Consider the following 25,006-nt stretch of genomic DNA (forward strand, 5'->3'; position numbering starts at 1 on the left):
CTAAATTAGGAAAAGTTGGTCAAATAATGATTAGCTAACTTATAGATAGTAATTAGCTCAACAAAAATGGGGCAGAGACGAGTCAGCACAATAGTGCCAACAAAGCTCTTCACGGTTTTCACCCTGAATAGAGTTTACTAAGCTCGCCCGAAAGCTTTTAAGAAGTTCTTGGAGTGTTGGTGAAATCTTATATGCTCGGGGTGATTAACCTTTCTCTTTCCCTTAAAAGGCGGCGCAATATATCCCCAATTTGAACATCTTGAGAAATATATTACATAATCAATCTGTGTATTCTGCCATTGGTCAGTAACAACGGTGTTTTCATCAAAGCACTCTACCGATTTCACTTGAATTCGATAGAACTTATTCCCATCAGAAACCAGTACATCAGTCTTCATTCCATGATCGATCATCGGCATAAAGACTTCCCAACCGTCTTGTAATAGCCAACTAGCCAATAATGTTTCGTAGGAGATACTTTTGTAGTGTTTCTTTGCTTCAGAGGAAGTATGGAGTGTTTTTACAGGCATAGTAATATCCTAATTACATGCTGAGTGTCTTTTTAGCACAAGACAGCCAGCGAAGCCTCCCTTTGGGGAGAGCTTCAATTAGGATTCACGATGGCTCTATTGAGGTCTCATCAACTAGCAATGGGAGCTGCCCCTAGTCTTCTACCGTTTGGTTACCTTGACTATTAATACTAGCGTTCACGTATCGTGAGTGAATCAGTCGTGTTCATATAAAGATAAACAAAGTTCAGAATTTCGTCAATTCTAATGCTGGTGAAAAAGCGTCATTAGACAGACAAATTAAAAGATCCCAACTATCTTTATAACAGTCAGAAAGTTGGGATTCCAACCATGTTAAAAACACTCATTACTTGGATTAGGAAGTGGATTACAAAAGCTACTCCCCATCCAAAAGAGCCTGCGATACAGCCAATCAAAACTAATATTGAAACCCTGCATGCTCAGGCACCTAAAACATTGTCCGAAGAATATCTCGATGAAAAAGATAAAGTGAGACACCGACTGGAACGCTGGGCTTTGCATCAAGACCAAATCAATAGTCGTATCCTTAATGCTTATTTAACCCTAGAGCGTAAAGGCTACTCTCCTATAACTATCACGATGCTTCAGAACCAACTTCTAGACATGAAAACTTTCCTACCCAACTTCAATCAAATGAAAAGTATCGCCCCACACAATCATGCGAAAGTATTTGATGTTAGGGGTGAAATTGTGCGCATTTGGAGTGTTGTTGAAGTTCATGTACGAGAGTATGAAAACAAGATCTTTCACTAGAAAACAGGACAGGTTAAAAAGGTTCAAGTATGAAAACTCCGACTACGGTAGCCAACCTAGAAAAACTCGGGCGCGTGCGCCTATCTCCTTCCTTTTTTATGAGGGACTTTCTTCACTCTGAAATAGCACAAATTGAGCAGCTAACCAATGTTCCGGATTACCCTGACATAGCTATAGAATCGGGTAGAAACCTTTGCCAGAAGATACTAGAACCAATAAGTAATAAATTTGGCAGGATCAGTATTCGATCTGGCTATCGTTCACCACTAGTTAATAACATAGGAAATGAAAAGAAGTATAATTGCGCATCAAATGATAAAAACTATGGTGGTCATATTTGGGATTACAAGGATAAAGATGGCCTATTAGGGGCTACAGCTTGTATCGTAGTGAATTCTTTTATTCCTTATTATGACGAAACAGGCCACTGGCAAGCACTGGCGTGGTGGATTCATGACAATATTCCTGATTACTCTGACATCTGTTTTTTTCCTACTTTTGCCGCATTCAATATCACCTGGCGCGAATCCGAACCACGCAAAGTAATACGCAGCTATATTCCTGAAGGCAAAGGGGTTCTAACAAAGCCTTCTTATGACAATCACCACGGCTCCCACCCTCAGGAATACGCAGCATTCATTCACAGCCTTGTGCCAAACTAACCCCACAAGACAAAAAAACCACCAAGTCTAAACTTGGTGGTTTTGATTGCTAACTGCTTGTTCAGCAGGAAGGTTGCTTTCTTCCTGGCCTATTCTTAGCTGCCTATGCGGCAGGACACTGTTAACTATAGTCACTAAACCGTTAATGCCACTGATTTTACATCACAAAATCCCAAAATACCCTTTTTCTTCTTACTTCTGTAAGTCCCTGTTTTTAAAAGTCTAAAAAGAGCTTTAGAAAAATGGTTGAAAACGTAACTCAGGTACCGTACCTTTTCTTTCTTGATTGGTGGCTAAACCATAGCTATTAAAATTTGCTGCACCGCGCTCACCGACAAACTCCTTTTGTACAAACAACATATAACATTCCCCTGATGAGCCGCTAGAAACTGGTATTCGATGAAAATTATCTATGACACGCTCTTCATTAGTGGCTGGTAACGATGGTTCAACACCAGATAGTTCGGCTCTCGCCATGCTACGTTTGATTCTGCGTTTCTTGGAACCTAAAAAGCTTTTCCCAATCGTTTGGTTACGGGTAAACCTCACTTCAGCCGCAGTGTCTGGTACCTCACAGACACTGGAGATCTCAAACAAACCTTCATTTACCATCACAGAGAAATAGGGCTGAAAAGAGAGTCCAACCATCATCCCTTTATCTTCGGCAACAAAAGCTATGGTTTGACCAACCGTAACATCACTCCAGTCGGGAAAGCTCACACCTATTTTATTCATGGCTTGTCGGTTATTCACCATAAACAAGTGCATTTGGGATATACACCGACCTGCCAATAGCTCATAGTCAGCTTGTGCAGGCGTGTAACGTATTAAGAAGTAGTAACGCTTAGTCATATCTACCCTTTACTTCGCTTTGGAACAATTAAAGAGGCCGCCTTTGATCAAGACAGACATGATGAAGTGCACATCATTTGGGATGGTCTGAGAAGCGGTCATTGTCTCAATCCAGTTCTCTGTATTTCTGAGTAGTTGATAGAAGTCATTTCCATGCGCTACATGTCTCCTTGCTATAACGTATTCTCGGTCTGCCCCATACTCATTCACTCTTAAGGGCTTATCTGCGTCTTCATGCCACCAATCGTCAATCGATTGCAACGCTGCACCAATTTTTTGACCATGAAATGCAACAGTTTCCTTTCCGTTTAATAGTTCGACAGTAGCTAACTGCTTAGTAGGGACACCATCTTCTCGGCTATCTAAAAACTCTTGGCTTGGGTAAACCTCATCTCCCCAACCAACTCCAATTTTAGCTTTGACATCCATATAGAAATATTCGGTCGGATCGGAAAGGGCTCGCATCAAATAGGTTGTGAGCTTTTCTAGGCATTCTGCTGAAGCCTCATCCCAATGACCATACCAAGAAAGCTTTGTTGCGTTTTCTACAATCAAGGTTTGTGAATCACTGGTGGTCACTTCTATCGACAGCCTTCGACACTCTCTGTTACGCCAAAGCCAACGGCCAAGCAGTATATTCTTTGCGTATCGATGAGCGAGCTCCTGATACCCATTGAGCTCTTTATATGTTTTAGCGAGTAATGAAAGTTTAGAGCGGACTTCATCATCACTACAGATATCTGGGGTTAGAGAATTGGCTCGAATTCGAAGGGGGAATGCACAGTAGATATCATCGACACCTGGCTTTACGTAACACTCTTCGATGAACTGAGGATTGGAGTGAGCTAAATCTTGTGGAGCAACATTCTTTTTTACAAACTTGCCCCCTTTATATGCTTCTGCATAACCACCTTTTGGTGCGCGCAACCTAGTTCTATCAATTTCAAGGGGACACATCTCACCACTTTTCGAAAGGTGGTAGAAATATGCTTTGCCAGCAGAGAGTGATCGAACGTAGTTCAGCTGAGTGCAAAGTTCCATAAACAATTAATCCCTATAGTTTTTTATAAGAATAGTTTCGCTACTGCATTCTATCGACCAAAAGGCGTGGTTTAAAAAGTGATCTCTTCCACTAAAACGTACTTCTATGGGGTTTACTCGCTGAGCAAGCCCTATCGCATTCTCTGCATAAGCGTGACAACTGGTGGTTGAGTTGCCCCGTTTAGTTGGACGCTCTAACAAATGGTAGCCGATGGAAACTGGCAAGTTATCAGCGTCTTTAGTGATTAAACGTTCTAGCTCATCAAAATCACTCGGCTGATTTTCTCTTGGGTATAACCATCGCCCGTATGCTGGTAACCCTTTTATGGCATGGAAAAGCTCGCTCCTGCTGGTAAACGTCCTTAGCCACTCAATCTGCGTCGATAGCTGTGGTTGGTATAATGCCCCTCCGGCGAAAGCAACGGGAAGTGCCGTTTTAAGCGCGGACTTAAAATCTGAAATTCGGCTGTCGCTATGGACTCTGATAACTAAGTCTATTTCTAGGTCCGCTAATCGTTCACTACGAATAGTTGGTCGCTTCGCGTTAGAAACCGTTCGCGCTTTGGCGACTGAGTTGGGCTCGGTAAGCTTCGCTGTCGGTTGAATATTTTCACTTCGAACATAAAAAGAGAAACTCGAAAACTCAAACGGGGAATCACAATTAACTAGCTTATTAAACTCTCTTTGATAATGGTGCATGAATCCCCAAATAGCCGTCAAAGAAGGCGCACCACACAGATATGGGTTACTCATTGCGACTGCATCTTGCACTCTCATTGATGACAAATAGATATACTGCTCACCCGTTACCTTATCTTCATTGCCATTTGGTTTACTAAGTTGTTCCAGTAACCATACGATTTGGGCTTTGACGACCTGCATAAGCTTAGGGTGGTAGGCAAACTTCGCGGTATACTTGTTATTCTGAAACGTGAGATGCAAGCGACGGTTAAACTCACTAGCTAAAGAGCCTAGACCCGATTCTGATAGCACTAAAAAGGCTTGAGCTAAAGTGTCATCATGTTCCAATTGCTGTTGATTGGGTTCAGCATCAACGATATCTCTTAACTCAATTAATGGAAGCATCCACAGGGCTATCTGCTTTCGCAATATCTTACTTCTAACCTTACGAGCGCTCTCTCTTTGCTTCTGTGTTTTTGATGGTTCTGATCCAATTAAGTGGTTTAACACCTGACAAATTTTAGCGTTAGTTACCTGATAGTCATCAAAGTAATGGCCACTCTTTTTGCGACTTTCAGTTAACGTCCCACCCTGCGCTGGTTTGACGTCTAGCGGGTAGTTTAGGACTTTCATATGCCCACCTAAACTGCCACACAGATTCCCGATACTTGCCGAGTTTGGCAGCGATGAAGACACAAAGCTGAGATTACTTTCTCGACTTCTCGATCTCACTTCTAACTCACTTTGGATGGCATGACTAACCACTGGGGTCACCGAAACATAATCATCCCCCCATGGAAACCGCAGTTGCTTGCTGTAAGTGCTGATACTGTCAGGAAAACTATTATCAGGAAGTTTCTCTTCAATAGTGTGTTTTAAGCGAGCAAGTGACTTAGCACCTAAACCAAACTCTTTAAGTAAGTCGAGCCAAATAGGACTTTCTTGCAGGATAAGTGAAAGAATACATACGGGCTGTGATTGCCAACTAAAAGGATTCAATAACCACAATGTATGACGATACACCGCGGAGTTATGAGCCCACCCTAACCGTTGCTCTAATACTGCGCTTGAAATAAACGCATCGGTTGTAGCAAGAGGTTGTGCAACTATCCGCTGATCTTTAACTCGACAGTCTGGAAACTTGAGATTATGAGTGTGGAACCATTTGATCTCGTCAAGGGATGCGTCTAGGTTCTCAGCCGCTTTAAAATACCTTTTAGCTCGGGCAACATCCAACCAATCCGAGCATCTATATAATTGATGGCTTGAACTGAGGTTGAGCAAGATCGTTAACGCCTCTTTTTCAAACCCTTCAACACAGACATTTTCCGTATAGGGCATGAACATCTTCTTTAGCGTAACCTGCTTTACTGCCTCGTCTTCAATTTCCAATAAGTCAATTAATTTCGTCATAATTACCACTCAGGTAGATACACACTTAAACCATCACTTTCAGAGCTCATTCGAGTCAACTTTGTTTCGATGACACTTCTTAAAGTAAACGCCGACTCATGACTCGCTATCTTTGTATGCATTCGTGGCCTGATAGCGGCTTTAATCTCACCAAACTCATACAGCCGATACACTTCATCTGTTGTACAAGAAAGCAATGTAGAAGCTTCTAAGGGGCTGAGCAGTACATCACCGATATTTCCTTTCGCGCTTGAAGGCACTGTTGCCATTAGCTGTGTAAAGTAAGCTAACACCTGTGCAAGCACGATATTGTGACTCAACTGGCGACTGGGTAACTGACGACAATCTTTAAGCAGAGCATCAAAGGCCTCATTGAAAAACATCTTCTTCCAATCTTTTACTCGAACAAGTTCTGCCTTATCTCTAAAGGCATCGAGGTCTTGCCACAATGACGTTGGCCAAGCGCCACAATATTCAATGAATGATTCGAAACTGAGGTCATCGATATCACCATAGCGATTTACATACCAAAGTAAAAAGCCATAACGCTCAGATAACATCATTTCCCCCGTTAGTAATCCCAAGGGTTTTGAATCATTCCCTGACAACCATTGAGCAACTAATACCTCAGCCTCAGGCGCATCTTCTACTCGTGAGTCTCTTAGTTCATAACCACATTCACATTGGCCAATACTCTCGGTACTTTGGTATTCAAGTCTCGATTTACACTCTGGGCAGTGATGAATCAGTTTACAGCCATGATGTTCACAAGCTTGGTGAGAGATAAACTGCCACTGCTGGCGAATGTAGGGGGCTTCGTTAATACACAGAGGGCAAATAGGCGTGAAGCGTTTGCGGAGAAAAGCATAAGGGTAGTCAGAACCAAATCTATGTACGGCTTTGTATTGCGGTGAGAATTGAGATTTTGAATGTGATAGCGCTAGGCGCAGTACACCAAAGTTGTTGAGCTTTAATTGGTTCTCAAGGTGGATAAGAACCCGCACCCGCATTTGGCTTGTGGTTTGAGCATGGTAGATATTGACTCGTTCGAGCTCTAAGGGGAAAGAACCAGCAATCGCTTCATGCTGATCCATGGTGTCGAACCAAATGTCTTCTGCGAAATGAGAAAATCGCTCGTAACCTTGCTCTTGCGATAAACGCAACAAGAAGCTTTCAAGCGATTCGTCAGAATAAAGTTGAATGTCTGTATTCACATGCCACCTAAACTTAGAATTTCTAAGTTTTAGTATCGGAGATATTTCATGCATTGCAACCATAGAGGCCAACATATTTTGAAAAAATGCCTATGAACTCATTCAAAATACGACAGAATCGCTTGGTTATCACAACTATGATGCGAAAGAGCTAAGAAAATTCTGCCCCAAAGCTTTTTGGGCCAAACGAACTGACCGTCTAGCGAGCATAGCAATAGACCAACTCAATCTAATCTGTGCTTTGGGCGCTAATACGGAAACTTTCCGCAGTTCTATCCCAAAATTCTCCTTCGTTCACACAATAGGTCGATTCATTTGTGTTTCATAATGGATGGCAGCAACATAGACGGAATGCAAACACAAAAAAATTTCGTCTATAAAGCGTTATATTTATTGGTAACTTATGAGATATTTTGATTGTACAACGTTTGACTATAAGAAGCTCAACATCGCAGAAACAGAAGAGCTAATTGAGAGAGATAAAGCTGCATATAAACACTCATTTCAGCAATGGATAAACTCTGAGATCGATAACATTGTTGAAAGGAAGTGGGAAATCGAGAATATCGGAGTGGTTGATGAAACTGGTGATTTTATCCGATTAATTAAGGAGGCTGAGTTATCTTACTCTCTTGGCGCATACTTCAGCTCGATTGCTTTAGTTGGGGTTGCTAGTGAAGATCTTTGTAGATACTTTGCCGAAAAGCAGGGGCATCAAGAACTAACTAACCAATCTCAATTTGATCGCACCAATAAGTTGAAAGAGCTAGGTGTCATATCAGCTTCAGTTCATAATAAATTTGATAAAATTCGTAAAGTTAGAAATAACTGCCTGCATTTTAACGAGGGTTTTAAATCCCAAAAACGTGATCATTTAAAAGTTGAAGCAGCTAACTGTATCAATGACCTAAAGTCGATTTATAAAGAACTTTTTTCATCTTTTAATGGTAAGTACAAGTTAGGCTCTTTAACTACTAGTGTAATTGAAGACTTTGCTCGTCAAATGGCAGACCAGACTTCTTTTGGAGATACTCTCAACACTGAAGAGTTCACAATGAAGTTAAGATATTTTATGACTAGTGAATTTGGAGAAGATATCGCAATTGCTGATTGTGGGTCACAGGTTGAAAGAGTTGGTTTGTTTCGTGTAGCAGATATCGATTTGGATAAACCGATGGAGATCGGATTGTTTGATCCTTCTATTGGTCAGCATGTGATTGTAGATTTGACTAATGAAAATATTCCGACATTACAAGAGCAAGATATAGAGGTTAACTCTAGTGTTATCGCCAGCATTATATCCACTACAAACCATCAAGGTATAACTGCTGATTGGTACTTGAGAAACATATATCGCGTGTCATAAATATAAAGCAATCAAGGTGACCCAACGCATGGTATTTTTCATTCTATCGTTGGGTTTCGTGTTTACGGTGGTATGGTTAAGTTTTGTTGTAGCGTTGCTCACACCTTAATCCAACATTATTTTACTTGGGGTTCAGCGTATGAGGATAACAAACTCTACCTTTAGAGGGGGTGAACCTTCTTCGGCAAATGCGTGTGTTGGGAGCAATGGTTCTCCTAGTTACGTTGAATATGCAAAGGGCTTCTCTAAAGCGGCTAACTTAATTATTGATAAAGCTCTAGACCGTGAAAATACACATTTTCATGTAGATGACATGGTATATCCTGCATGCTTTAATATGAGACATTCGGTTGAGTTAAGGTTAAAAGGCGCAATCGAAGACCTTGAAGTGATTGCTAAATGGAAAGGGGGGCGGATTGAATTCGACTTGGTAGGTTCCCATGATATCGGTAACATTTGGGCGTTTTTTAAACGAGAATCAGAAGCTCTAGATATTCGCTATCAAGCACTCAATGAAAAAATTGAACCTACCATATTAGATATCGCCGATGTTGATGCAACAGGTCAAACATTCAGATATGCCGTTGATCGAGAGAGTCAGAGGCACTTAACAGATGTTGCTATCATCAACTTTAATGTTTTAAAAGCTAAGTTTACCTCACTAGAAAAAGAGCTTGATAACTTACTCTTCCTTAATCAATTCCTCAGAGAGGAATATTCCCTAAACACATTCACAACAAAATTATCACGCCAACAATTATTCTCTTTGGCAGATGAACTTCCAAATATTGCTTCATGGAGAAATGATTCTTTTAAAGAGACTAAAAAGAAGCTCATGGAGCAGTTTTCCTTGGGAAGCCGAGACCTCAGTAAAGCAATAGACATCATTAAGTATAACTATGAATTAAATCATAAAATAGAATCTCGATTACCACTCAAAGGTATAGATGAGTATAACTTGATTTGGTTCTTAGATTTTTGGATGGAGTTAAATCCAGAGATATTATCTCGACAAAGTAAAAAAAGTGGCTTGGTTAAGCTTGATGTTGACTCAATAATGGAGTCGCTAGAACGTGACGCAAAGGTTAAAGCAAAGTTTTGGGAGAACTTGAATGGTTACTTAACACCTGAAAGCTTGGCTGGCTTAAATGCGATATTCTATTTTGCTAGGGATAAGAAATTTTCTGAAAGGTATGTTACCTCTTACGAAAATGAGCTGAAAGAATCAACAATGTACTTCAACGATGATAGCAATGGTGTGTGGAGTAGTATCATGCACATAGCTGATAAGACAAATTTTTTTGATAACTTAGTTATGAGCTTATTTTTCTTGCATTATAACGACTTAGCCGAAGAATTAATCGAAATTTATGGTGTAAGTGATGCATTTAATTGGTTAGATAAAGCAAGGACAAGAGAGCTATTCTCTCTCCCTGAGTTAGCTGGGTACTCACTCGTAAATCCAAGCAATCAGGTTGGGGATTAAATAGCTCTTGAAGTCACACGCTGGTCATAGGGTCACCAGCGTTGCTAAAAGCTGATTGAAGACATATTAAATGGCACTGACTTTATCGGCATACAGTCCTTTACGAATATCAGTTAAGTAGTAGTAGTTTTCATTGATTTGAGACACCACTCCACCGATTTCCCCAAACAGAGCATTAAAACAAAGATAATACTCGTTGATCGGAGGTTCTTCGCAAGTAATGTCTACATTAACCAATAACTTAGCAGGGAGTGAGTCAAATAAGTCGTCGTGACTATAATTATTATAGTAGTTATCAAACTCTCTCAAATCACATTCTAAATCATCCGAGTCTAAGTGTTGGCTGGACATAAACTCAGAGTAACCAGACTTTATCAACTCCATATCACTAAAAAACTCATCCAAGGTACCTTCTAACGTTGATGGGAGTTTCAATAATAATTCTTGGACAGAACCCATGTAATCTTCCAGCAAATCAATTAGTGCCTCCTTGTTCTCCTCCAAAGTAGGATAATCTGAAGTATCAACCCTAAGTGTTTCCCATAACTTTGCGAAACGAGCCTCTGCTAGCTCTTGACACTCCGCTAACTCTTTCTCGCTATAGCGTTCCTTATATACTCGAAGCGAGTCACAATCGTTCCAGTTCGACACAAAAAGGAAATCGTTGCCGATTTGCGCCATGATAACACCTTGAGATTCTGCAATTTCTTCAAGTTCGTAGATCAACTCAAACGACATTTTTTGGCGACTTAAAATCAGCGCTAACTCACTACGTTTCATTTTTAGTGGTGATATTGCATCCTTGCTTTCAGCCAGTAGTTTAGAAAAAGACTCAGCATCATATTGCATCTTCTATCCTTGCTTATTCGTGGTTATACATATGCAATCTTACACTCAACCTCAGTGAGCACAACAAGAATATGGTAGATATCAGGCTTTGATGCGTAATTCAGACAGAAAGCTAAAGCGCCTGAAGTGGTTTGATTTCAAAACAAAATACTGAGTTTAGGCATACCTAGTGTCTATTTCTAAGTACAGCTTTCTCCAGACCCTAAGTTTCCCGCCAGTACCGTGTTTCTTGACCTTCCATCCACTATCACCGTAGACCTTGGGGGCAAGTAACATCGATGGCTAGGCTGCTGCATGCAAGAAAAGAGGGAAGGATGTCCTGTTGTCATTCATGGATTGCTACATTAGCAAAGTCACTGGAAAACTTTTGTCCAGAACCTTCACCGTTGGCACTTCGTAACTCAGAAGTGTCCAAAAGTTTGTTGCAAACGTGTCTACTATGTCTGTGATCACCGAACGGTAATGTTATTGATTATCTAGGGCACAAATTATTGGATCCGAGAGTATCTCAAGCCGCCGCAGTACTACTTGGTTACCCTTGCAGCGGACCCGATTACTGGAGAAGTGCTACAGGCAAAACACTGAAAGAGATTGAAGCGGAATCTATTTAGATAAATGCAGCGATAACTCGCTGTTTAAATTGGCCTAACCTCAGTTCATCAAATGCTAAAGTGAACCCTGCATTATTTGAATCCATCATATCTGAAGTTTCTCCCCAACTGAGTAAGCTTGGTTGGGGTCGATTAGATTGAACGCTTTCCGATACAGTGCTTGACGGCAGGCGTATTTCATCAACACCACTCGGTACGTTGTTATCTTGTTTAATGTACATGCAGCTATCAGGAATATCCTGCTCAATTCTTTCAGCAAACCCAATCAAATTTTCTTCAGCAAAGGTATACAACCACGCTTCTTGGTTGGGTGAATCATTGATTCTTAAAATTCGCCCGAGTACTTGCCTGAAGTACAGTTCCGTTTTTACCGAACTCATATGGCAGCAAACCTGCAGCCTTGGAATATCTGTTCCTTCACTTATCATCCCAACACTGACTATCCATTGAACCGTTGAGTGACGAAAGGACTCAATCTCATTCAACGGATTATCATGATGATAAGTCACTAAGCATGCTGATTGATTAAAGTGCTCAACAAGTCGCTTTTGAATGTCCTTAGCGTGCTTAATAGAAGATGCGACCACCAAGCCTCCAGCACTTGGGGACTCTTGCCTTATCTGCGCTAGCTTTTGGCAACCACTATTTAATATGTAATTCATAGCGTCTTCGTTGTGAATGACACTTTGATAAGACACATCAAATTGTTTAAGGCAATCAAGAATAGAGGCGAAATGTTGATTGTCACTGCCAGCCTTAACACTCAGGTGTTCATTATCGATTAAAACGATTTTAGGGCGGCGGCATACTTTATCTTCAACGGCCTGTTGCAAACCGTATTGGTAATCGCAAACAACCTTGCCATCGGGGTCGGAATACTCAGCCATGACAATCGGTAGTCGATCAGAACGCCAAGGAGTGCCCGACAGCGCTAATGTGTAACGGGCAAAACCTTGGATCTTACTGACAATTTCTAACCCCCATGAATTTGACCGCCCCTCGTCATCAAACGAACAATGGTGGATCTCATCAAATACGACTAAGACTCGATATTTACTGACTGTGTTCCAGAAGTTCTCATCTAAAAAGCGGATGGATTGATAGGTGTAAGAGCCCTCAAGAGAACCCAAACCTCCATTAAAGGGACATTCCAGTTTCCATGAAAAGGTCTTTTGCATCCCTTCAGCAACATTCAGAGAGGGCGAGAAGCACAGCACTAGGTCAATCATGCCTTGTTCAAATAACCGACCCGCGACCTCGGCGGCCATAACGGTTTTACCCGCTCCAGGAGTCGCTTGGCAGAAGAAGTGTGAATGCTTGTTTGACGTAAATTTCTCGATAGCTAGAAATGCGCACTCGACTTGCCATGCTCTTAACATTGTGGAGCCTTGCTTTGGGCAACTTGCATCCAGTTGGTTAGTGCATTAATTCGGCCTAATAGCTTGGCTGAGCGCTCTCTTGCCGCATTAAATAGCGGCTGCATATCTTGCTTATTGTTTGGGAAACGCGTTAACAACGATTGGTATTCCTCAATCTCGCCTAGAGTAATCGCTAACTCGCCTTCATGCTGCTTCTTCTCTTGCTCTAGTGCGTTTAGAGAGCACTCTGGAGTTTGAACAGCTATTGAATCGACCTTAGCTTTCTTATTTCTAGCCACTCTAGGCTCAATTGTGAGCGCTTTGAATTCGTTAGTTTGATGGTAGCGTTTGTCTCTACGAGCCCCAATGACAGAAAGCCAGCCTTTCTCCTCAAATGATAGAAGTTGCTTATAAACATACTTCCGCGCATCGTCCTTGATCGGGAAGGCTGAAGCACTGTTTAGCAAAGCATCTCTAGCTTCTGTGACGGAGAAATTATCCATCCCTTTTTCAATCAATAGGTTAAACATGTGAGGGTTAATTCTGGTTACTTTCTTCATGTGACTCTTACAGGCAATAAAAACTTAGGATTGCTAAGTATACAAAAATCAGTAAAACTTAGACAATCTAAGTTATCTAAAGGTTGAAAAGAAATGTGTAAGTGCAAAAAGACAACCCCATCCCTGCGAGGCTCAAAGCTGCGCGTAAAAAAGCCAAGATCACCCAAAAAGATTTAGGGGTGAAAATTGGTATGGAGCAAAGTTCTGCTAGCGGTCGTATGAATCATTACGAGAAAGGCAGGCATGTACCTGATATTGGTACGCTTGAGCGCATGGCTGAAGAGTTAGATGTGCCTCTAAATTACTTTTTTTGTAAAAGCGATTTAAGTGCGGAACTGGCGTGTGCGATTGATAAGATGAGTGATGAAGAGAAGGCGGTGCTGTTGGAGAGCCTAAAGAGCGAGAAGTAATACTTAAGCTTTAAGTCCATTTTTGCTCAATAACATACTCAATGGAATTGCATCCGTAAATCGCGGAGCAAGTATCTTATCTTCTACAGCAATGGCATTCAGGTTGTAAGACGATCCAGAGTCAATTTGATGAAGACGAAGCTCCTCGATAGAACAATTAAAAGGGTTGTCCAAGTAAGGGAACTTAAATGAAAAGGTACGTGACAATATCGCTTTATCTATCGTATCAACGTTCTCACTGAAACTCATAAGTAGTGCGTCTTTCAAGAAGTGCTTTAACGCTCGGCACTCCCCTCTACACATAATAAACAAAGGATATAACACTTCATTTTTTGTAAGCACCGGCGGTTCATCAAAGCCCATTCTCACACTCAAACCAGCGACAAATTTAGCAAAGTGCTTTTTTTGCTCCAAGTCAAAACTATAAGATGCCGTTCCACTCGAATGGCTGTTAGCTTTCAACAGCTTGAAATAGTTAATCTTTCGTCTCCAACTTAATCGCGAATTCCATTGTGGCTCTGTCGCTATTACATCAGCATATGGCATAACAACCAGCACAAACGAGACTTTTGCTTCTTCACTTATATATTTGAACGTATTAGCAATAGCTTGCCTTTCTCTGCTGTAGAAAACTCCACAAGCTCTTGAATTTCATTGACGATAATCAGCTCAACAGATTTACGTTTAAGTTGCTTTACAACAGCCTCACCAAGAGCAATTTCATTACGTCGTCGAGTACCTCTTCCCCCTGACTTTCCATCTAAATCGACTAAAAATTGCGTAAGCGTGTTCTGTTCATTTATTCGGCTTGGCACTCTGGTGCTAAGAACAGGTTGTTTGCTCCAAGTTCCACTCGACGGAAAGCGTGATAGATAGTTGTTAATCAAAGCCGTCTTTCCACTTCCGGCCTCACCAGTTAACAAGAAAGACTCCGGTTCACCGCCAAGGGAGTGATTAAAACGAAGCTGATCGAAGATAGAATAGATATCAGTTATAGATGGATACTCGATAAAGCTGGTTTCAAAGGACTTTAGTTGCTCAAACTGTCTAGATGTTAAGTTCAAATCAATACCCCTCAATATCTTCAAAGTCATCATCAGCTACTTGTTCTGAAACATCGAACACGACCGCAGCTTCTTTTTTGGTCGGAGTTGTAAGGATTGAGCTTGGACCCTCTGAGCCCACATCATTGAACTTTGCTAATTTCGAAGTATTACCCGTTTTAGGCAAGCTACCCTTATTACTTTTGGCACTGCGGAACCTGTCGGTTTCTTCCCTAATACGTTTCTTCATATACAGAAATGTATCCGCAAGCGCCTCATCATCAGCAAGCTGCTTAGTATTGAGCCTGCGTACTTTTTGTATGCGCTCATGTTCAAAAAGGGACAGTCCTTTTGTATATCCACTGTTGTCTACCGCTGGAATTTTTATGTACCTCTTTTCCGATTCTAGGTAAACATGGATGTAGCTGATATCTGAAGGGTCTGTTTTGGTCTTAACAAACAACTTTTTGCCATTGTTGGACACCCAATATTTACGGTATTCAATAAGTTCTGAGGACTGATAGCGTAGGTTATGAAGCCTGAACCCTGCCACTCCAATAGTTCGGTGTCTAAGCAAACCTAGCTCAACTCTCAACTGCTCCTTCTCAGCACCAACGTAGTAGGAGGGAGTCCATTCCGATTGGTTCCACTTGTGGTATGGAATATCACGTTCTCTTGAATCTGGTGCCATGTGGTAATAATCGACAATCCATTTATGAAGTAATTCAAGAAATACAGAAACTCTAACCACCGCATCCTTCTTTGGGTTGTAATCTTGTAGTTGAGTAGGGTTGGTGAATGTTTTTCCAGGTAGTGAATTCACTAACCCTTTATTCATCTGATCAAACAGCTTTTCGATCCCTGACTTTCGCCAAGGTTTAGCAGTTTGACTATATTGAATGTCAGTTACGAATGGCCTTAAAGAGTCTTCTAAGCTGTCGGTCCAAAATTCAGCGCCATTATCAACAACTAGGTAGTCAATCTTTCCGTGACATGGCCAATCATTTTTTATAGAAGGGTAACTATTTTTCAACCAGCTTTTATCTATTAAAGTATTAAGCAAAGCCTTGCGCACAGAGTCGAAACTGGGATCTCTAAAATTCACACTCAACCCTACGATACACTTACTGAAGCGATCATAAAGCATCGTCAGATAGGGGCGCCCTAAAGGAATATCTAACTCATCATCAATCAAAATCACCGGTACTGGGGTATGGTCAATTTCTACATATTCCATTGGTTTGGTCGAAGCTACTTGCTGACCAACCGAACGAAATTCTCTGTCTGCGTATCGTTTGCCAAACCTGGCAATCGCTACCTCATAAGGAGGTAAGTCGTGTATTCGATTGTAAAAAGAACGTTCAGCAATTGGCTTTATTTTACCTTCGACAATCTCACGATTTATTTGAATCACTCGACTCTTATAGTATCGGTATGCTTCAGCAACGCTAAGTCTTTCTCGGGTAAGGTATATGCTGTTAATTGCTTCATCGACCAAAGATTGAGAATCGATTTCTTTTTGTCGGTTGCCTTTAAACGTATGCCTTGGAATAAGCGCACATGGATCTCTTCCTGACTCAAAGTAGGACTTTGTCCATGTTGCTAAGGTTCGCCAACTCGGAGGAGTAAGCTGTAATTCAGATTCAACGAGACTTAAGATGGGATTCAGGTTTTTCTCGGTCCATCCACCTTTTAAACGTTTTTCCACAAACGCGATGACTTTGATACGACGGAGAACTTCTTGTTGTACCTTCTTTGATTGGCTATCGATAGTTGAAGGTATTTCAATAGGTTCTTGTATTAGCTTTATTGGTAATTGCTGCGACTCTTCTTCTGAAGCTTCAAACTCATCAAAGAACCCAAATATGTTGTTAGAGTCCGATGGCATACTTAACACCAAACGTAAGTTTCAAGGCCAAAGCCAATATTGTTGAGGTCTGTTTTGATTTGCCCTGAAGAGATCCAAGGAAGAGTAGAGATAAGTGTGTCCTGTTCCGATAATCCGAAATACAAAGACACCTCTTGTAGCTGCACCATTTGTTTACATTGAATAAACGCTAACACTAACTTTTGAAACTCAGTCACAGTTCGCAATCCGGAATAACGATGCAGTAACTTAAAGTTATCTAACGTCGGTCCCATTCTAATTTGTTTCTCAGTAACCAAAACTAAGCGTCTGTTGAACTCATTCAACGCCACTCTTTGTTTCTCTTCAAATCTATTCCTGAAATCAGGTTTGAGAATCTGACTAGAGTGTTTTACTTCGAAGAGGATTGACTGCTCGTTGTGATCTGTTACTAAAAAATCTGGGGTATATCGGCACTTACGATTATTGAATTGATAGTGGAAGCCAAAAGGTTGAGAGGAAAAACTTTTAATATTTGCGTTATATTCGAGGTGAAAGCAGAAATCGAACTCCAAAATGGAGAGAGTGCGAACAACAGCATCATTCTTCAAGCTCATGAACTTACAGATGTTGTGTACGTGAGATGATTTCTTGGTTTGGTCGAACATAGCAAATCACTTTTGTTGTAAACCTACAACAAAAAATAGACTATGAAGACTTATGGTGCAAATATGAAGAAAGCCTGCAATTTATGCGAACATATATTGCAGGCTTCATAAGGGGTGGGAACCCAGCCACATCCCGGCACACAAGTCACTCGCTGCGGCTGCTCCCTTCCAGGCCTGACCGAGTTCACGAGTTATTGTTGCGGGAGGACCAGGCCCCCATAGATTCGTTTTCTAAGAGGTTTGCCTCAAAGAGTGATTGGATTATTCAGCATCACAGCAACCATTGCAAGCCCTTACACCTTATTTTTTAACAATTGCTGTTTAAGTGCTTATCCTTTATCCAAACCACTAAAAAATTGTAGGTAAATTCACCATTTACCTACATTTAAAAGCGATGGTTTTTATTGCTCTAGATATCGATGTCTTCGCTATCCTCTGTCCTAATGATGTAATCTGTCATCCATGCGGTAGTCAGCAAGCATAGCCAAACCACAAAAACAGGGCTTGGCACCTCAATACTTGGGGTGACCACCAAAACAGCAAACCCTACGGTTGGCAATGTCCAACACAATAACTTATTCCAACGAAAGGTTTTCAAGCGCGTTAGAGTTTCCATTGAAGCCATAATGCCGGTCACACACAAGGCAACCAAAGCCGCATAAGGTAAATCGGCTATCCATAATGGCAGTATTAAGCCTAATGACCACCAGCTGTGTCGGCTGGCTGGCTTAAGATGATTTGCCGCCCACCAAATCACAATGATTGATAAGGTTTGAAGTGTAGTAACCCACGGAACACCTTCAAGCTTGCCTGCTGATTGCGTGACCATAATTCCGACCTGTAAGGTGGTCACGATCAGGCCAGAAATAATCACGACAGACAAACTACTTCTTCTTGAAAAGACCACCATAAGTAGTGGGAATAGCACCCATGCGCTGACAGAAAGTGTGATTGGCTGTAAAGGAAGGGTTAAACCGTAAGTAGTCATGGAAATAAGCAAAGCTAATCCTGCAATCCCTCCTTGCGGTAAAATCCATAGCGCAGGAATGACCATCGCAAGTACTGGGATGTCACCGTCACTTAAACTGATTGCTCTCGCGCAAATAACCGCTAATAATGTTGTGATTAGAAACTGAAATGTCGAAAACACCATAGCTCTCTCCTTCTACCGATCCGTGGTATTAATGAACTAGGAAATTTTAGTATGGACCAATTTTTGAGCCAAATCTTTGCTGTGATTCACCAAATTCCATATGGAAGAGTAACAACTTATGGAGACATAGCACGTTTTTCAGGTTTTCCGGGCTATGCGCGGCACGTAGGAAAAGCGCTGGGGAATTTACCAGAAGGAAGCAAACTGCCTTGGTATCGAGTGATCAACAGTAAAGGAGAGATCTCTTTGAAGGGTGATTCGTTTGATCGTCAAAAGAAACATATGGTTGAAGAAGGGATTGAAGTAAGTGACGCAGGAAAGGTCAAACTCAGAATATACAAATGGCAGCCCTAGAGCTGCCATCAACCGCCGATTCAACTGGCTAAGTTAAGCTAATCAAGATGCCTTAAAAGTGGTACCCACTACTAATTAACGAACACCAACCAAGCGTAGGTCTGCTTGTTGCGTGTTTTCTACGTCGGTAATCACTGACTTAATCGTATCAGTTGTGAAACGCAGTTTGCCGTCAACATGAATCGTTGCGCGCATGTTGTAACGGTGGTTAGGTTGAATTTTGTTGTTGTCGTAGCTCAGCTCAAATGCGAACGGTACTTGCTTACCGTCAGTGGTGAATTCTTGAGTTGCGATCACAGTTGATGGCGCGTCAGCCAATGAAATATCTTCTAGCGTTACGGTAATCACTGCATTCTCAGGCAATGCAATTCTTTCGCGGTAACTTACTGTTCCTGAAATGACTTGAGCGCTGTCTGTAACCACTTCCTGAGAAGTGCTGGTTTCTGATGTTGCTTGGCAGCCAACAAGTAGACCAAATGATACTAAAGATGTAATAAGAATTAGAGCCTTTTTCATATTCAATTTCTCTCAACATGTTTACCGGATTCGGCAAATCTACACACCGATTATAAGAGAGCTTTTATATTCTGTCTTGAAACCCTATGATTTATTGACAGATATCTGACTAAGCTAAATGATTAGCATCATAATCTGACACTCATTTTACGAAGAGGAATGCTGGCGATGAGTCAACCTTTACAAGAATTACTAAGTTTACTTCAGCTAGAGAAACTGGAAGAAGGTTTATTCCGTGGGCAAAGTGAGAACCTCGGTCTGCCACAGGTTTACGGTGGTCAGGTACTGGGACAAGCGCTTTCCGCTGCTCGCTATACCGTTCAAGACGACCGTAGCGTTCACTCGTTCCACAGCTATTTTCTATTCCCCGGCGATCCTGAAAAACCCATTATTTATAATGTTGAGAACCTAAGAGATGGACGCAGCTTCAGCACGCGCCGGGTTAAAGCGATTCAAAATGGCCGCCCTATTTTCTATCTCACGGCTTCTTACCATGGTGATGCTCCAGGCTTCGAACACCAAAATGAAATGCCAAACATCCCTGGACCAGAGAACTATGCATCGGAAACCGAGTTAGCGAGCCACATTGCTGAATTTCTACCAAAGAAGCTACGCAAAACCTTTTGTGGCGAAAAACCGATTGAGATGCGCCCTGTAACGGTCGTAAACCCACTCAATCCTAAGAAGACGGAAGCGAAACAGTACCTTTGGGTAAGAGCAAATGGCGCGGTGCCAGACAACCAATTGATTCACCAATACTTGCTTGCTTACGCATCGGATTGGGGATTTTTGGTGACGGCGCTTCACCCTCATGAAGTTTCTATCATGACGCCGAACTTCCAAGTAGCGACGATTGACCATTCAATCTGGTTCCACCGCCCATTTAAGATGGATGAATGGCTTCTTTATGCGATTGAAAGCCCGACAGCAGCGAACACTCGTGGCTTAGTTCGCGGTGAAATCTTTAATCAGAAAGGTGAGCTCGTAGCGACAGCCGTTCAAGAAGGTGTGATGCGCTTTACTAAGTAAACCATTCAACACGCACTCCAAACAATAAGGGGCTAGGTATCATACCTAGCCCCTTTCTATTCATGACGTCAACAAAGAGTCGTTATTCAGGAATAAATAAACTCTATTCAGTTTCTAGCGTCGGCTCGAATTCACTTTGAACTCGCGTTTTAATGCCATCACTCGCGTCTCGCAGTAGATTAAATGGCGATAGCACCACCCCTTTCACAGCACCTTCTGCAGCGCCTTGAGCGAGTGCTTTACTCTTATCGGCCAGTAGATTTGCTTGCTCCAAAATTCCCGGTACTTCGGCTCTCAGCATTTCAGATTCAGCCACAACAACAGGGATAGTTTGTTCGCGGTAAGATTTACTTTCCGCAAGCATTGGTGGCATCACATCGACACGGTAGCGTTTCAATTCCGTCAGTGTTGGTGGGATAACCTCGGTTCTTACCTGCTCGACTTCGGTGCGAACATTTTTCACTTCATCCAAAATCGCGGGAATTTTGTTGTCGACTGACGCCACGGTTTGATTTACGCCATCGATCGTCTTTCTGACTTCTTCGACTGTGTTTAGCACCTGAGGAGCAAGATCGCTGACATGTTCAGCCAGTGCTAATAACTCTTCTACTTTGAGCCCTTTAGTGAGCCCCGATATGTCTTCGATGACTTGCGGGTAAGTATCAACGATTTCACCGACTTTATTGGTAAACGAGTAGATGGTGTAGCCCAAATAAAAAATGGAGACAGCTAACACCAATTGGATAGCGGTAGAGACTTTTGCAAACATGAATAATCCTTTTCTTTATCGCAGAGGCGAGATCTAAACTGAGAAGATAGTTAAACTTAGAAGATAGTTAAACTGGAGCGATAGTTAACATTTAGCTAGGTGTAGCCTAAAGAGGCAATGCCGTCGTGTACTTCAATGGTTCCATGGCAAACGTCGAGGTCACATTTGAAATCCCCTCAATGCTGTTAACTAAGCGTTTATAGAAGTCATCAAAGCACTTCATGTCTTTAACCTGCACCTTCATCATATAATCATATTCGCCCGCCATGCGATAGAACTCCATCACTTCTGGAAATTCCGACACAGTATTCACAAAACGACCATACCACTCATGAGAATGATCACTGGTTTTCACTAATACGAACGCAGTAAAGGAAAGATCCAGTTTTTCCGGGTTCAGCAGTGCGACTCTTTTCTCAATAATACCGTTCTCTTCGAGGCGCTTAAGCCTTTTCCAACAAGGCGTTGTGGTGAGGTTGACCGCTTCAGAAATATCGTTCAATGACAGCGTACTGTCTTCTTGCAGTAATCCTAATATCTTTTTATCTACGGCATCAATCATATTTCCACCAAACGGTATTTAAGAGAAAAATTTTCTACAATTTAAACAAAACAAAGCAAATATGGCAAAGTTTTTCTCCGGGATTATCGCTAAATTAGGACCATACCAATCCTAAAAATTCCTACAAAAAATCAAGAGAACGCCTATGTGTACTGACCATCAATGGATTAACAATGCAATTCGAAAAATTGAAGCTGACTACCAACGTTCAGCGGATACGCACCTTATCAAACTCGATTTACCAAGTATCGAAGGCATTGACATTTATCTCAAAGATGAAAGTACACACCCAACGGGATCATTGAAGCATCGTTTAGCGCGCTCTCTATTCTTATATGCTATCTGTAATGGTTGGGTTGGCCCAGAAACAACCATCATTGAATCTTCGTCAGGCAGTACAGCTGTGTCTGAAGCGTACTTTGCTCGCCTACTTGGCCTTCCGTTTATTGCGGTAATGCCAAAATGCACAGCAAAGAGAAAAATAGAGCAGATTGAATTCTACGGCGGTCAAGCGCACCTTGTTGATCGGTCTGATCAAATCTATGCTGAGTCTCGTCGTTTAGCTGAAGAACTGAATGGTCACTACATGGACCAATTTACTTACGCCGAGCGCGCAACTGACTGGCGTGGTAACAACAACATCGCAAACTCAATTTTCAATCAAATGCAGATGGAAGATCACCCAGTTCCAACGTGGGTGGTAATGAGCCCTGGAACAGGAGGAACTTCAGCGACTATTGGCCGTTTTATTCGCTACCAACAACATGAAACTAAACTTTGTGTTGTTGACCCTGAAAACTCAGTATTCCACGAATACTTCCAAACAGGCAACGCGGACGTGAAAGGCAGTACATTCAGCAAAATTGAAGGCATTGGTCGCCCACGAGCAGAACCAAGCTTCATTCCTGGTGTGGTTGACGAAATGCGTAAGATTCCAGACGCAGCAAGCATCGCTACCACACATTGGTTGTCTGACATTCTAGGCCGCAAGGTTGGCGCATCAACCGGTACTAACATGTACGGTGTACTTCAACTGGCAAGCGAGATGAAAGCGCGTGGCGAGAAAGGTTCTATCGTGACTTTACTGTGTGACAGCGGCGAGCGTTACTTAGACACTTACTTCAATGATGAGTGGGTGAACAACAACATTGGTGACCTACAACCTTACGCGGCGAAGTTAGAAGCTTTCTCGCAAACGGGCGAGATCGTTTAAGGGCGATAGTACGTACCTGTTACAAAATAAAAAAGAGCCCTTAATGGGCTTTTTATGTGCCAGTGGTAACAGATCAAACAAGATCATTAAATGAGATTTACGAACGTTCAAGGGCTTTGTTGCTTAATTCAGAGATAAGACATACTTGCGCCATTATGCTTGGTTATTCAACGATATACTGAGTTTCAGGCATACCTAGCCACGTAAGTTTGTTTAGCGCTTTGATCAGGGCGTAAGCCTCGCCAACTTGAGCGTTGTAGTTCCTCAGGCTTAACTTCCCACCTAACAACTGTTTCACACGATACATTGCTGTCTCTGACTAGCGAGCGCTTATGGTAGCCATAACGCTGTTTCCACTTCTTGTTAGAGCCGTATAACTTCTGACAACCTAAGGTTAAATTATGAGGGCGTCCTTGCTGCCAGAAAGCAGCCCCTTCTCATGACGGAATGAGCGGAATCGCTCGCTTGACTCGTATAGCATATGGCAATTTTTTGTGTCATAAGCTCCATCACCTGATATCTCAATGATTTTTCGACGTGTTTGCTTAAGTAAGTTGGGGAGCACTTCGGCACCGGTTACGTTAGATAAACTCAGCTCTACTGCGACTATTTCGTGGGTACGTATCTACAGCAATATGCAGCTTACGCCAGACTCTGCATTTCCCGTCAGTTCCATGCTTCTTGACCTTCCACTCGGCTATCGCTTCCTCATCGATCCAAAAGGTCAGAGAGCCGCGATTTATTAAGGCTTGATTGTACAATTTCCAGTTGGTTGTTTTGTAACGAGGTTTCGGCATTCTGCTATAGCTATTTAATGGGTGTAGCCGCTCAGATCGTAGCTTCTTGATTTAGTTCCATCGATTTAAGCAACAAAGCCGATAAAATATGAAACTTTATATTAAAAAAGTAATTAATAATATAGACAATACAAAATTGTATATCTAATGAATAAAAATATGCACCGATAACCTTTGGTTATTAATTTATGACCACAGAACCCTGACCATATTACAAGTAAGGTTTTTATTTTACACAACCCTGACTTGACCATTTTAAAATGTAGATGTAATTTTCAAATTCATTATAAAAAGTTAAAAAATCACATATTAAACAAAATATTTTCAATATATTAAAAATAAAACACTAGAACTAACAATATTATTTTAATTAAAGGTAAAAAATGAAAATAAAATTAAAAAATGTATTCATTCCATCATTATTACTAGCAAATTTATTATCATCGAATGTAAATGCAACGAATTTAGAAGATAGAGTTCATCACTTTGAAAAACTAGGCTGGAGCATCGGAGTCACGGTATTAGAGACCGATAATGGAGAAAAAGAATCAATACATGGCGATAAACGTTTCCATTTTAATAGTACAATTAAAGCGTTAGCATGTGCAAATATCCTAGAAAAATCGGATAAAAATATCATATCATTAGATGATTCAATTAAATTAAAGAAAGGTGATATCGTTACTTACTCTCCAGTAACTAAAGATTATGTTGGGAGAAATTTAACACTAAAGCAGGCTTGTGATGCTACTTTAACATATAGTGATAATACAGCAGCAAACTACACAATCTCCGCAGGAGGCGGACCGAACGGGCTTACTAATTTTATGCGCTCAATAGGTGATGATGTTTTGCGTTCAGATCGCTACGAACCAGAACTAACCAAAAATATAGAATATGATATACGAGATACAACGACAACAAATGCGATGACTTCAAGTTTAAATAAAATTTTATTGGGCAATGTTTTGTCAGATAGTTCAAAAAAACAATTAAGAGCCTGGATGGAAGGCAATAAAGTTGCTGATAATCTCTTAAGGGTATCCCTCCCTTCTGGCTGGTCAATTGCTGATCGTTCAGGTGCAAGTGATTATGGTGTTCGGGGTATAATTGCACTGGCCTGGTCAGAAAGTAACTCCCCAGTAATCATTGCGATGTATGTGAGAAAGGAGGGTACATCTATGGCAGAGCGAGACCAAGTTATCGCAGATTTAGGTCATGTTATTTTTGATAAATATCAATAACTATA

General features: G+C 41.4%; 23 protein-coding genes, 1 other RNA gene and 3 pseudogenes. 9 read left to right on the top strand and 18 right to left on the bottom strand.

The window, feature by feature from the left end:
* Nucleotides 1–137: 137 nt before the first annotated feature.
* On the bottom strand, nt 138–530 hold the full coding sequence (locus tag OCU50_RS09505) for a hypothetical protein (protein WP_060468118.1): 393 nt from the start codon (nt 528–530) through the stop codon (nt 138–140).
* A gap of 330 nt (nt 531–860) precedes the next feature.
* Here OCU50_RS09505 and OCU50_RS09510 point away from each other — a divergent pair, with 330 nt between their 5' ends.
* Both OCU50_RS09510 and OCU50_RS09515 read left to right on the top strand, forming a co-directional pair.
* Nucleotides 861–1,304: a hypothetical protein gene (locus tag OCU50_RS09510; protein WP_060468119.1), complete on the top strand. Its 444-nt coding sequence runs from the start codon at nt 861–863 to the stop codon at nt 1,302–1,304.
* Nucleotides 1,305–1,333: 29 nt separating this feature from the next.
* Complete coding sequence (locus tag OCU50_RS09515) at nt 1,334–1,966, top strand: hypothetical protein (RefSeq protein ID WP_060468120.1); 633 nt, start codon at nt 1,334–1,336, stop codon at nt 1,964–1,966.
* Between the two features lie 234 nt (nt 1,967–2,200).
* On the opposite strand, the gene cas6f is transcribed toward OCU50_RS09515, so the two are convergent.
* The 4 genes from cas6f to OCU50_RS09535 are packed head-to-tail and all read right to left on the bottom strand — an operon-like array spanning nt 2,201 to nt 7,167.
* Nucleotides 2,201–2,818 carry a type I-F CRISPR-associated endoribonuclease Cas6/Csy4 gene (gene cas6f / locus OCU50_RS09520; RefSeq protein WP_060468121.1) on the bottom strand — a complete coding sequence of 206 codons (618 nt, stop codon included), beginning with the start codon at nt 2,816–2,818 and terminating at the stop codon, nt 2,201–2,203.
* A gap of 9 nt (nt 2,819–2,827) precedes the next feature.
* Nucleotides 2,828–3,859 carry a type I-F CRISPR-associated protein Csy3 gene (csy3, locus tag OCU50_RS09525; RefSeq protein WP_060468122.1) on the bottom strand — a complete coding sequence of 344 codons (1,032 nt, stop codon included), beginning with the start codon at nt 3,857–3,859 and terminating at the stop codon, nt 2,828–2,830.
* A gap of 6 nt (nt 3,860–3,865) precedes the next feature.
* Complete coding sequence (locus OCU50_RS09530; protein ID WP_060468123.1) at nt 3,866–5,953, bottom strand: type I-F CRISPR-associated protein Csy2; 2,088 nt, start codon at nt 5,951–5,953, stop codon at nt 3,866–3,868.
* A 2-nt stretch (nt 5,954–5,955) separates the two neighbouring features.
* The gene (locus tag OCU50_RS09535) at nt 5,956–7,167 is read right to left on the bottom strand and encodes a TniQ family protein (protein ID WP_060468124.1); all 1,212 of its coding nucleotides are present in this window, start codon (nt 7,165–7,167) and stop codon (nt 5,956–5,958) included.
* A gap of 403 nt (nt 7,168–7,570) precedes the next feature.
* Between OCU50_RS09535 and OCU50_RS09540 the strand changes: the two genes are divergently transcribed.
* Together OCU50_RS09540 and OCU50_RS09545 are read left to right on the top strand one after the other, a co-directional pair.
* Nucleotides 7,571–8,533, top strand: a complete 963-nt coding sequence (locus OCU50_RS09540; protein ID WP_060468125.1) for a hypothetical protein — start codon at nt 7,571–7,573, stop codon at nt 8,531–8,533.
* Between the two features lie 139 nt (nt 8,534–8,672).
* On the top strand, nt 8,673–10,019 hold the full coding sequence (locus OCU50_RS09545; protein ID WP_060468126.1) for a hypothetical protein: 1,347 nt from the start codon (nt 8,673–8,675) through the stop codon (nt 10,017–10,019).
* A gap of 66 nt (nt 10,020–10,085) precedes the next feature.
* Here the strand turns inward: OCU50_RS09545 and OCU50_RS09550 are convergent, their stop codons facing one another.
* The 4 genes and pseudogenes from OCU50_RS09550 to OCU50_RS09565 all read right to left on the bottom strand — a co-directional run bounded on the left by OCU50_RS09550 (nt 10,086) and on the right by OCU50_RS09565 (nt 13,397).
* A complete protein-coding gene (locus tag OCU50_RS09550; RefSeq protein ID WP_060468127.1) occupies nt 10,086–10,868 on the bottom strand; it encodes a hypothetical protein in 783 nt (260 codons plus the stop codon).
* Nucleotides 10,869–11,036: 168 nt separating this feature from the next.
* Nucleotides 11,037–11,129 (bottom strand): annotated as a pseudogene (locus OCU50_RS09555) (IS5/IS1182 family transposase); the annotation flags it as partial.
* A 346-nt stretch (nt 11,130–11,475) separates the two neighbouring features.
* Nucleotides 11,476–12,858 carry a DEAD/DEAH box helicase gene (locus OCU50_RS09560; protein WP_060468128.1) on the bottom strand — a complete coding sequence of 461 codons (1,383 nt, stop codon included), beginning with the start codon at nt 12,856–12,858 and terminating at the stop codon, nt 11,476–11,478.
* A complete protein-coding gene (locus OCU50_RS09565; RefSeq protein ID WP_060468129.1) occupies nt 12,852–13,397 on the bottom strand; it encodes a hypothetical protein in 546 nt (181 codons plus the stop codon). Before OCU50_RS09565 ends, OCU50_RS09560 begins: the two co-directional genes overlap by 7 nt.
* 101 nt (nt 13,398–13,498) lie before the next feature.
* On the opposite strand from OCU50_RS09565, the gene OCU50_RS09570 reads away from it, so the two are divergent.
* On the top strand, nt 13,499–13,807 hold the full coding sequence (locus OCU50_RS09570) for a helix-turn-helix domain-containing protein (protein WP_060468130.1): 309 nt from the start codon (nt 13,499–13,501) through the stop codon (nt 13,805–13,807).
* Between the two features lie 3 nt (nt 13,808–13,810).
* Here OCU50_RS09570 and OCU50_RS09575 read toward each other — a convergent pair.
* The 5 genes and pseudogenes from OCU50_RS09575 to OCU50_RS09595 form a co-directional block, all read right to left on the bottom strand.
* A pseudogene (locus OCU50_RS09575) lies at nt 13,811–14,904 on the bottom strand (TniB family NTP-binding protein).
* A complete protein-coding gene (locus tag OCU50_RS09580) occupies nt 14,873–16,738 on the bottom strand; it encodes a Mu transposase C-terminal domain-containing protein (protein ID WP_060468131.1) in 1,866 nt (621 codons plus the stop codon). The pseudogene OCU50_RS09575 and the gene OCU50_RS09580 overlap by 32 nt, the downstream one beginning before the upstream one ends.
* Nucleotides 16,739–16,740: 2 nt before the next feature.
* Nucleotides 16,741–17,364 carry a TnsA endonuclease N-terminal domain-containing protein gene (locus OCU50_RS09585; protein ID WP_060468132.1) on the bottom strand — a complete coding sequence of 208 codons (624 nt, stop codon included), beginning with the start codon at nt 17,362–17,364 and terminating at the stop codon, nt 16,741–16,743.
* Nucleotides 17,365–17,481: 117 nt separating this feature from the next.
* Nucleotides 17,482–17,578: signal recognition particle sRNA small type (ffs, locus tag OCU50_RS09590), an RNA gene on the bottom strand.
* Between the two features lie 195 nt (nt 17,579–17,773).
* A complete protein-coding gene (locus OCU50_RS09595; RefSeq protein WP_060468133.1) occupies nt 17,774–18,517 on the bottom strand; it encodes a VP0952 family biofilm-associated protein in 744 nt (247 codons plus the stop codon).
* Between the two features lie 51 nt (nt 18,518–18,568).
* Between OCU50_RS09595 and OCU50_RS09600 the strand changes: the two genes are divergently transcribed.
* On the top strand, nt 18,569–18,871 hold the full coding sequence (locus tag OCU50_RS09600) for an MGMT family protein (protein ID WP_060468134.1): 303 nt from the start codon (nt 18,569–18,571) through the stop codon (nt 18,869–18,871).
* A gap of 75 nt (nt 18,872–18,946) precedes the next feature.
* Here the strand turns inward: OCU50_RS09600 and OCU50_RS09605 are convergent, their stop codons facing one another.
* Entirely contained in the window at nt 18,947–19,387 is a 441-nt protein-coding gene (locus tag OCU50_RS09605; protein WP_060468135.1) for a YbaY family lipoprotein, read from the bottom strand.
* Nucleotides 19,388–19,555: 168 nt separating this feature from the next.
* On the opposite strand from OCU50_RS09605, the gene tesB reads away from it, so the two are divergent.
* Nucleotides 19,556–20,416 (top strand): acyl-CoA thioesterase II, encoded by an 861-nt coding sequence (tesB, locus tag OCU50_RS09610; RefSeq protein WP_060468147.1) that lies wholly within the window; start codon nt 19,556–19,558, stop codon nt 20,414–20,416.
* 103 nt (nt 20,417–20,519) lie between these two features.
* Here tesB and OCU50_RS09615 read toward each other — a convergent pair whose 3' ends face one another.
* Both OCU50_RS09615 and OCU50_RS09620 read right to left on the bottom strand, forming a co-directional pair.
* Nucleotides 20,520–21,185, bottom strand: a complete 666-nt coding sequence (locus OCU50_RS09615) for a hypothetical protein (protein WP_060468136.1) — start codon at nt 21,183–21,185, stop codon at nt 20,520–20,522.
* A 106-nt stretch (nt 21,186–21,291) separates the two neighbouring features.
* Entirely contained in the window at nt 21,292–21,747 is a 456-nt protein-coding gene (locus OCU50_RS09620) for an Lrp/AsnC family transcriptional regulator (protein WP_060468137.1), read from the bottom strand.
* A 145-nt stretch (nt 21,748–21,892) separates the two neighbouring features.
* Here OCU50_RS09620 and OCU50_RS09625 point away from each other — a divergent pair, with 145 nt between their 5' ends.
* Nucleotides 21,893–22,960 carry a PLP-dependent cysteine synthase family protein gene (locus tag OCU50_RS09625; protein ID WP_060468138.1) on the top strand — a complete coding sequence of 356 codons (1,068 nt, stop codon included), beginning with the start codon at nt 21,893–21,895 and terminating at the stop codon, nt 22,958–22,960.
* A gap of 163 nt (nt 22,961–23,123) precedes the next feature.
* On the opposite strand, the pseudogene OCU50_RS09630 reads toward OCU50_RS09625, so the two are convergent.
* A pseudogene (locus tag OCU50_RS09630) lies at nt 23,124–23,757 on the bottom strand (IS5 family transposase).
* Nucleotides 23,758–24,140: 383 nt separating this feature from the next.
* Here OCU50_RS09630 and bla point away from each other — a divergent pair.
* Nucleotides 24,141–25,001 carry a class A beta-lactamase gene (gene bla, locus OCU50_RS09635; RefSeq protein WP_060468139.1) on the top strand — a complete coding sequence of 287 codons (861 nt, stop codon included), beginning with the start codon at nt 24,141–24,143 and terminating at the stop codon, nt 24,999–25,001.
* Nucleotides 25,002–25,006 lie beyond the last annotated feature (5 nt).

The organism is Vibrio toranzoniae (genome assembly GCF_024347655.1).
Taxonomy (GTDB): domain Bacteria; phylum Pseudomonadota; class Gammaproteobacteria; order Enterobacterales; family Vibrionaceae; genus Vibrio; species Vibrio toranzoniae.

Bases quoted from the DNA above. Each gene is read 5' to 3' on its own strand.
- OCU50_RS09530 (WP_060468123.1), bottom strand. From the start codon at position 5,953: ATGACGAAATTAATTGACTTATTGGAAATTGAAGACGAGGCAGTAAAG.
- csy3 (WP_060468122.1), bottom strand. From the start codon at position 3,859: ATGGAACTTTGCACTCAGCTGAACTACGTTCGATCACTCTCTGCTGGC.
- OCU50_RS09625 (WP_060468138.1), top strand. From the start codon at position 21,893: ATGTGTACTGACCATCAATGGATTAACAATGCAATTCGAAAAATTGAA.
- OCU50_RS09505 (WP_060468118.1), bottom strand. From the start codon at position 530: ATGCCTGTAAAAACACTCCATACTTCCTCTGAAGCAAAGAAACACTAC.
- OCU50_RS09605 (WP_060468135.1), bottom strand. From the start codon at position 19,387: ATGAAAAAGGCTCTAATTCTTATTACATCTTTAGTATCATTTGGTCTA.
- OCU50_RS09510 (WP_060468119.1), top strand. From the start codon at position 861: ATGTTAAAAACACTCATTACTTGGATTAGGAAGTGGATTACAAAAGCT.
- OCU50_RS09515 (WP_060468120.1), top strand. From the start codon at position 1,334: ATGAAAACTCCGACTACGGTAGCCAACCTAGAAAAACTCGGGCGCGTG.
- OCU50_RS09600 (WP_060468134.1), top strand. From the start codon at position 18,569: ATGGACCAATTTTTGAGCCAAATCTTTGCTGTGATTCACCAAATTCCA.
- OCU50_RS09615 (WP_060468136.1), bottom strand. From the start codon at position 21,185: ATGTTTGCAAAAGTCTCTACCGCTATCCAATTGGTGTTAGCTGTCTCC.
- tesB (WP_060468147.1), top strand. From the start codon at position 19,556: ATGAGTCAACCTTTACAAGAATTACTAAGTTTACTTCAGCTAGAGAAA.
- bla (WP_060468139.1), top strand. From the start codon at position 24,141: ATGAAAATAAAATTAAAAAATGTATTCATTCCATCATTATTACTAGCA.
- OCU50_RS09550 (WP_060468127.1), bottom strand. From the start codon at position 10,868: ATGCAATATGATGCTGAGTCTTTTTCTAAACTACTGGCTGAAAGCAAG.
- OCU50_RS09580 (WP_060468131.1), bottom strand. From the start codon at position 16,738: ATGCCATCGGACTCTAACAACATATTTGGGTTCTTTGATGAGTTTGAA.
- OCU50_RS09595 (WP_060468133.1), bottom strand. From the start codon at position 18,517: ATGGTGTTTTCGACATTTCAGTTTCTAATCACAACATTATTAGCGGTT.
- OCU50_RS09585 (WP_060468132.1), bottom strand. From the start codon at position 17,364: ATGTTCGACCAAACCAAGAAATCATCTCACGTACACAACATCTGTAAG.
- cas6f (WP_060468121.1), bottom strand. From the start codon at position 2,818: ATGACTAAGCGTTACTACTTCTTAATACGTTACACGCCTGCACAAGCT.
- OCU50_RS09560 (WP_060468128.1), bottom strand. From the start codon at position 12,858: ATGTTAAGAGCATGGCAAGTCGAGTGCGCATTTCTAGCTATCGAGAAA.
- OCU50_RS09540 (WP_060468125.1), top strand. From the start codon at position 7,571: ATGAGATATTTTGATTGTACAACGTTTGACTATAAGAAGCTCAACATC.
- OCU50_RS09545 (WP_060468126.1), top strand. From the start codon at position 8,673: ATGAGGATAACAAACTCTACCTTTAGAGGGGGTGAACCTTCTTCGGCA.
- OCU50_RS09620 (WP_060468137.1), bottom strand. From the start codon at position 21,747: ATGATTGATGCCGTAGATAAAAAGATATTAGGATTACTGCAAGAAGAC.
- OCU50_RS09565 (WP_060468129.1), bottom strand. From the start codon at position 13,397: ATGAAGAAAGTAACCAGAATTAACCCTCACATGTTTAACCTATTGATT.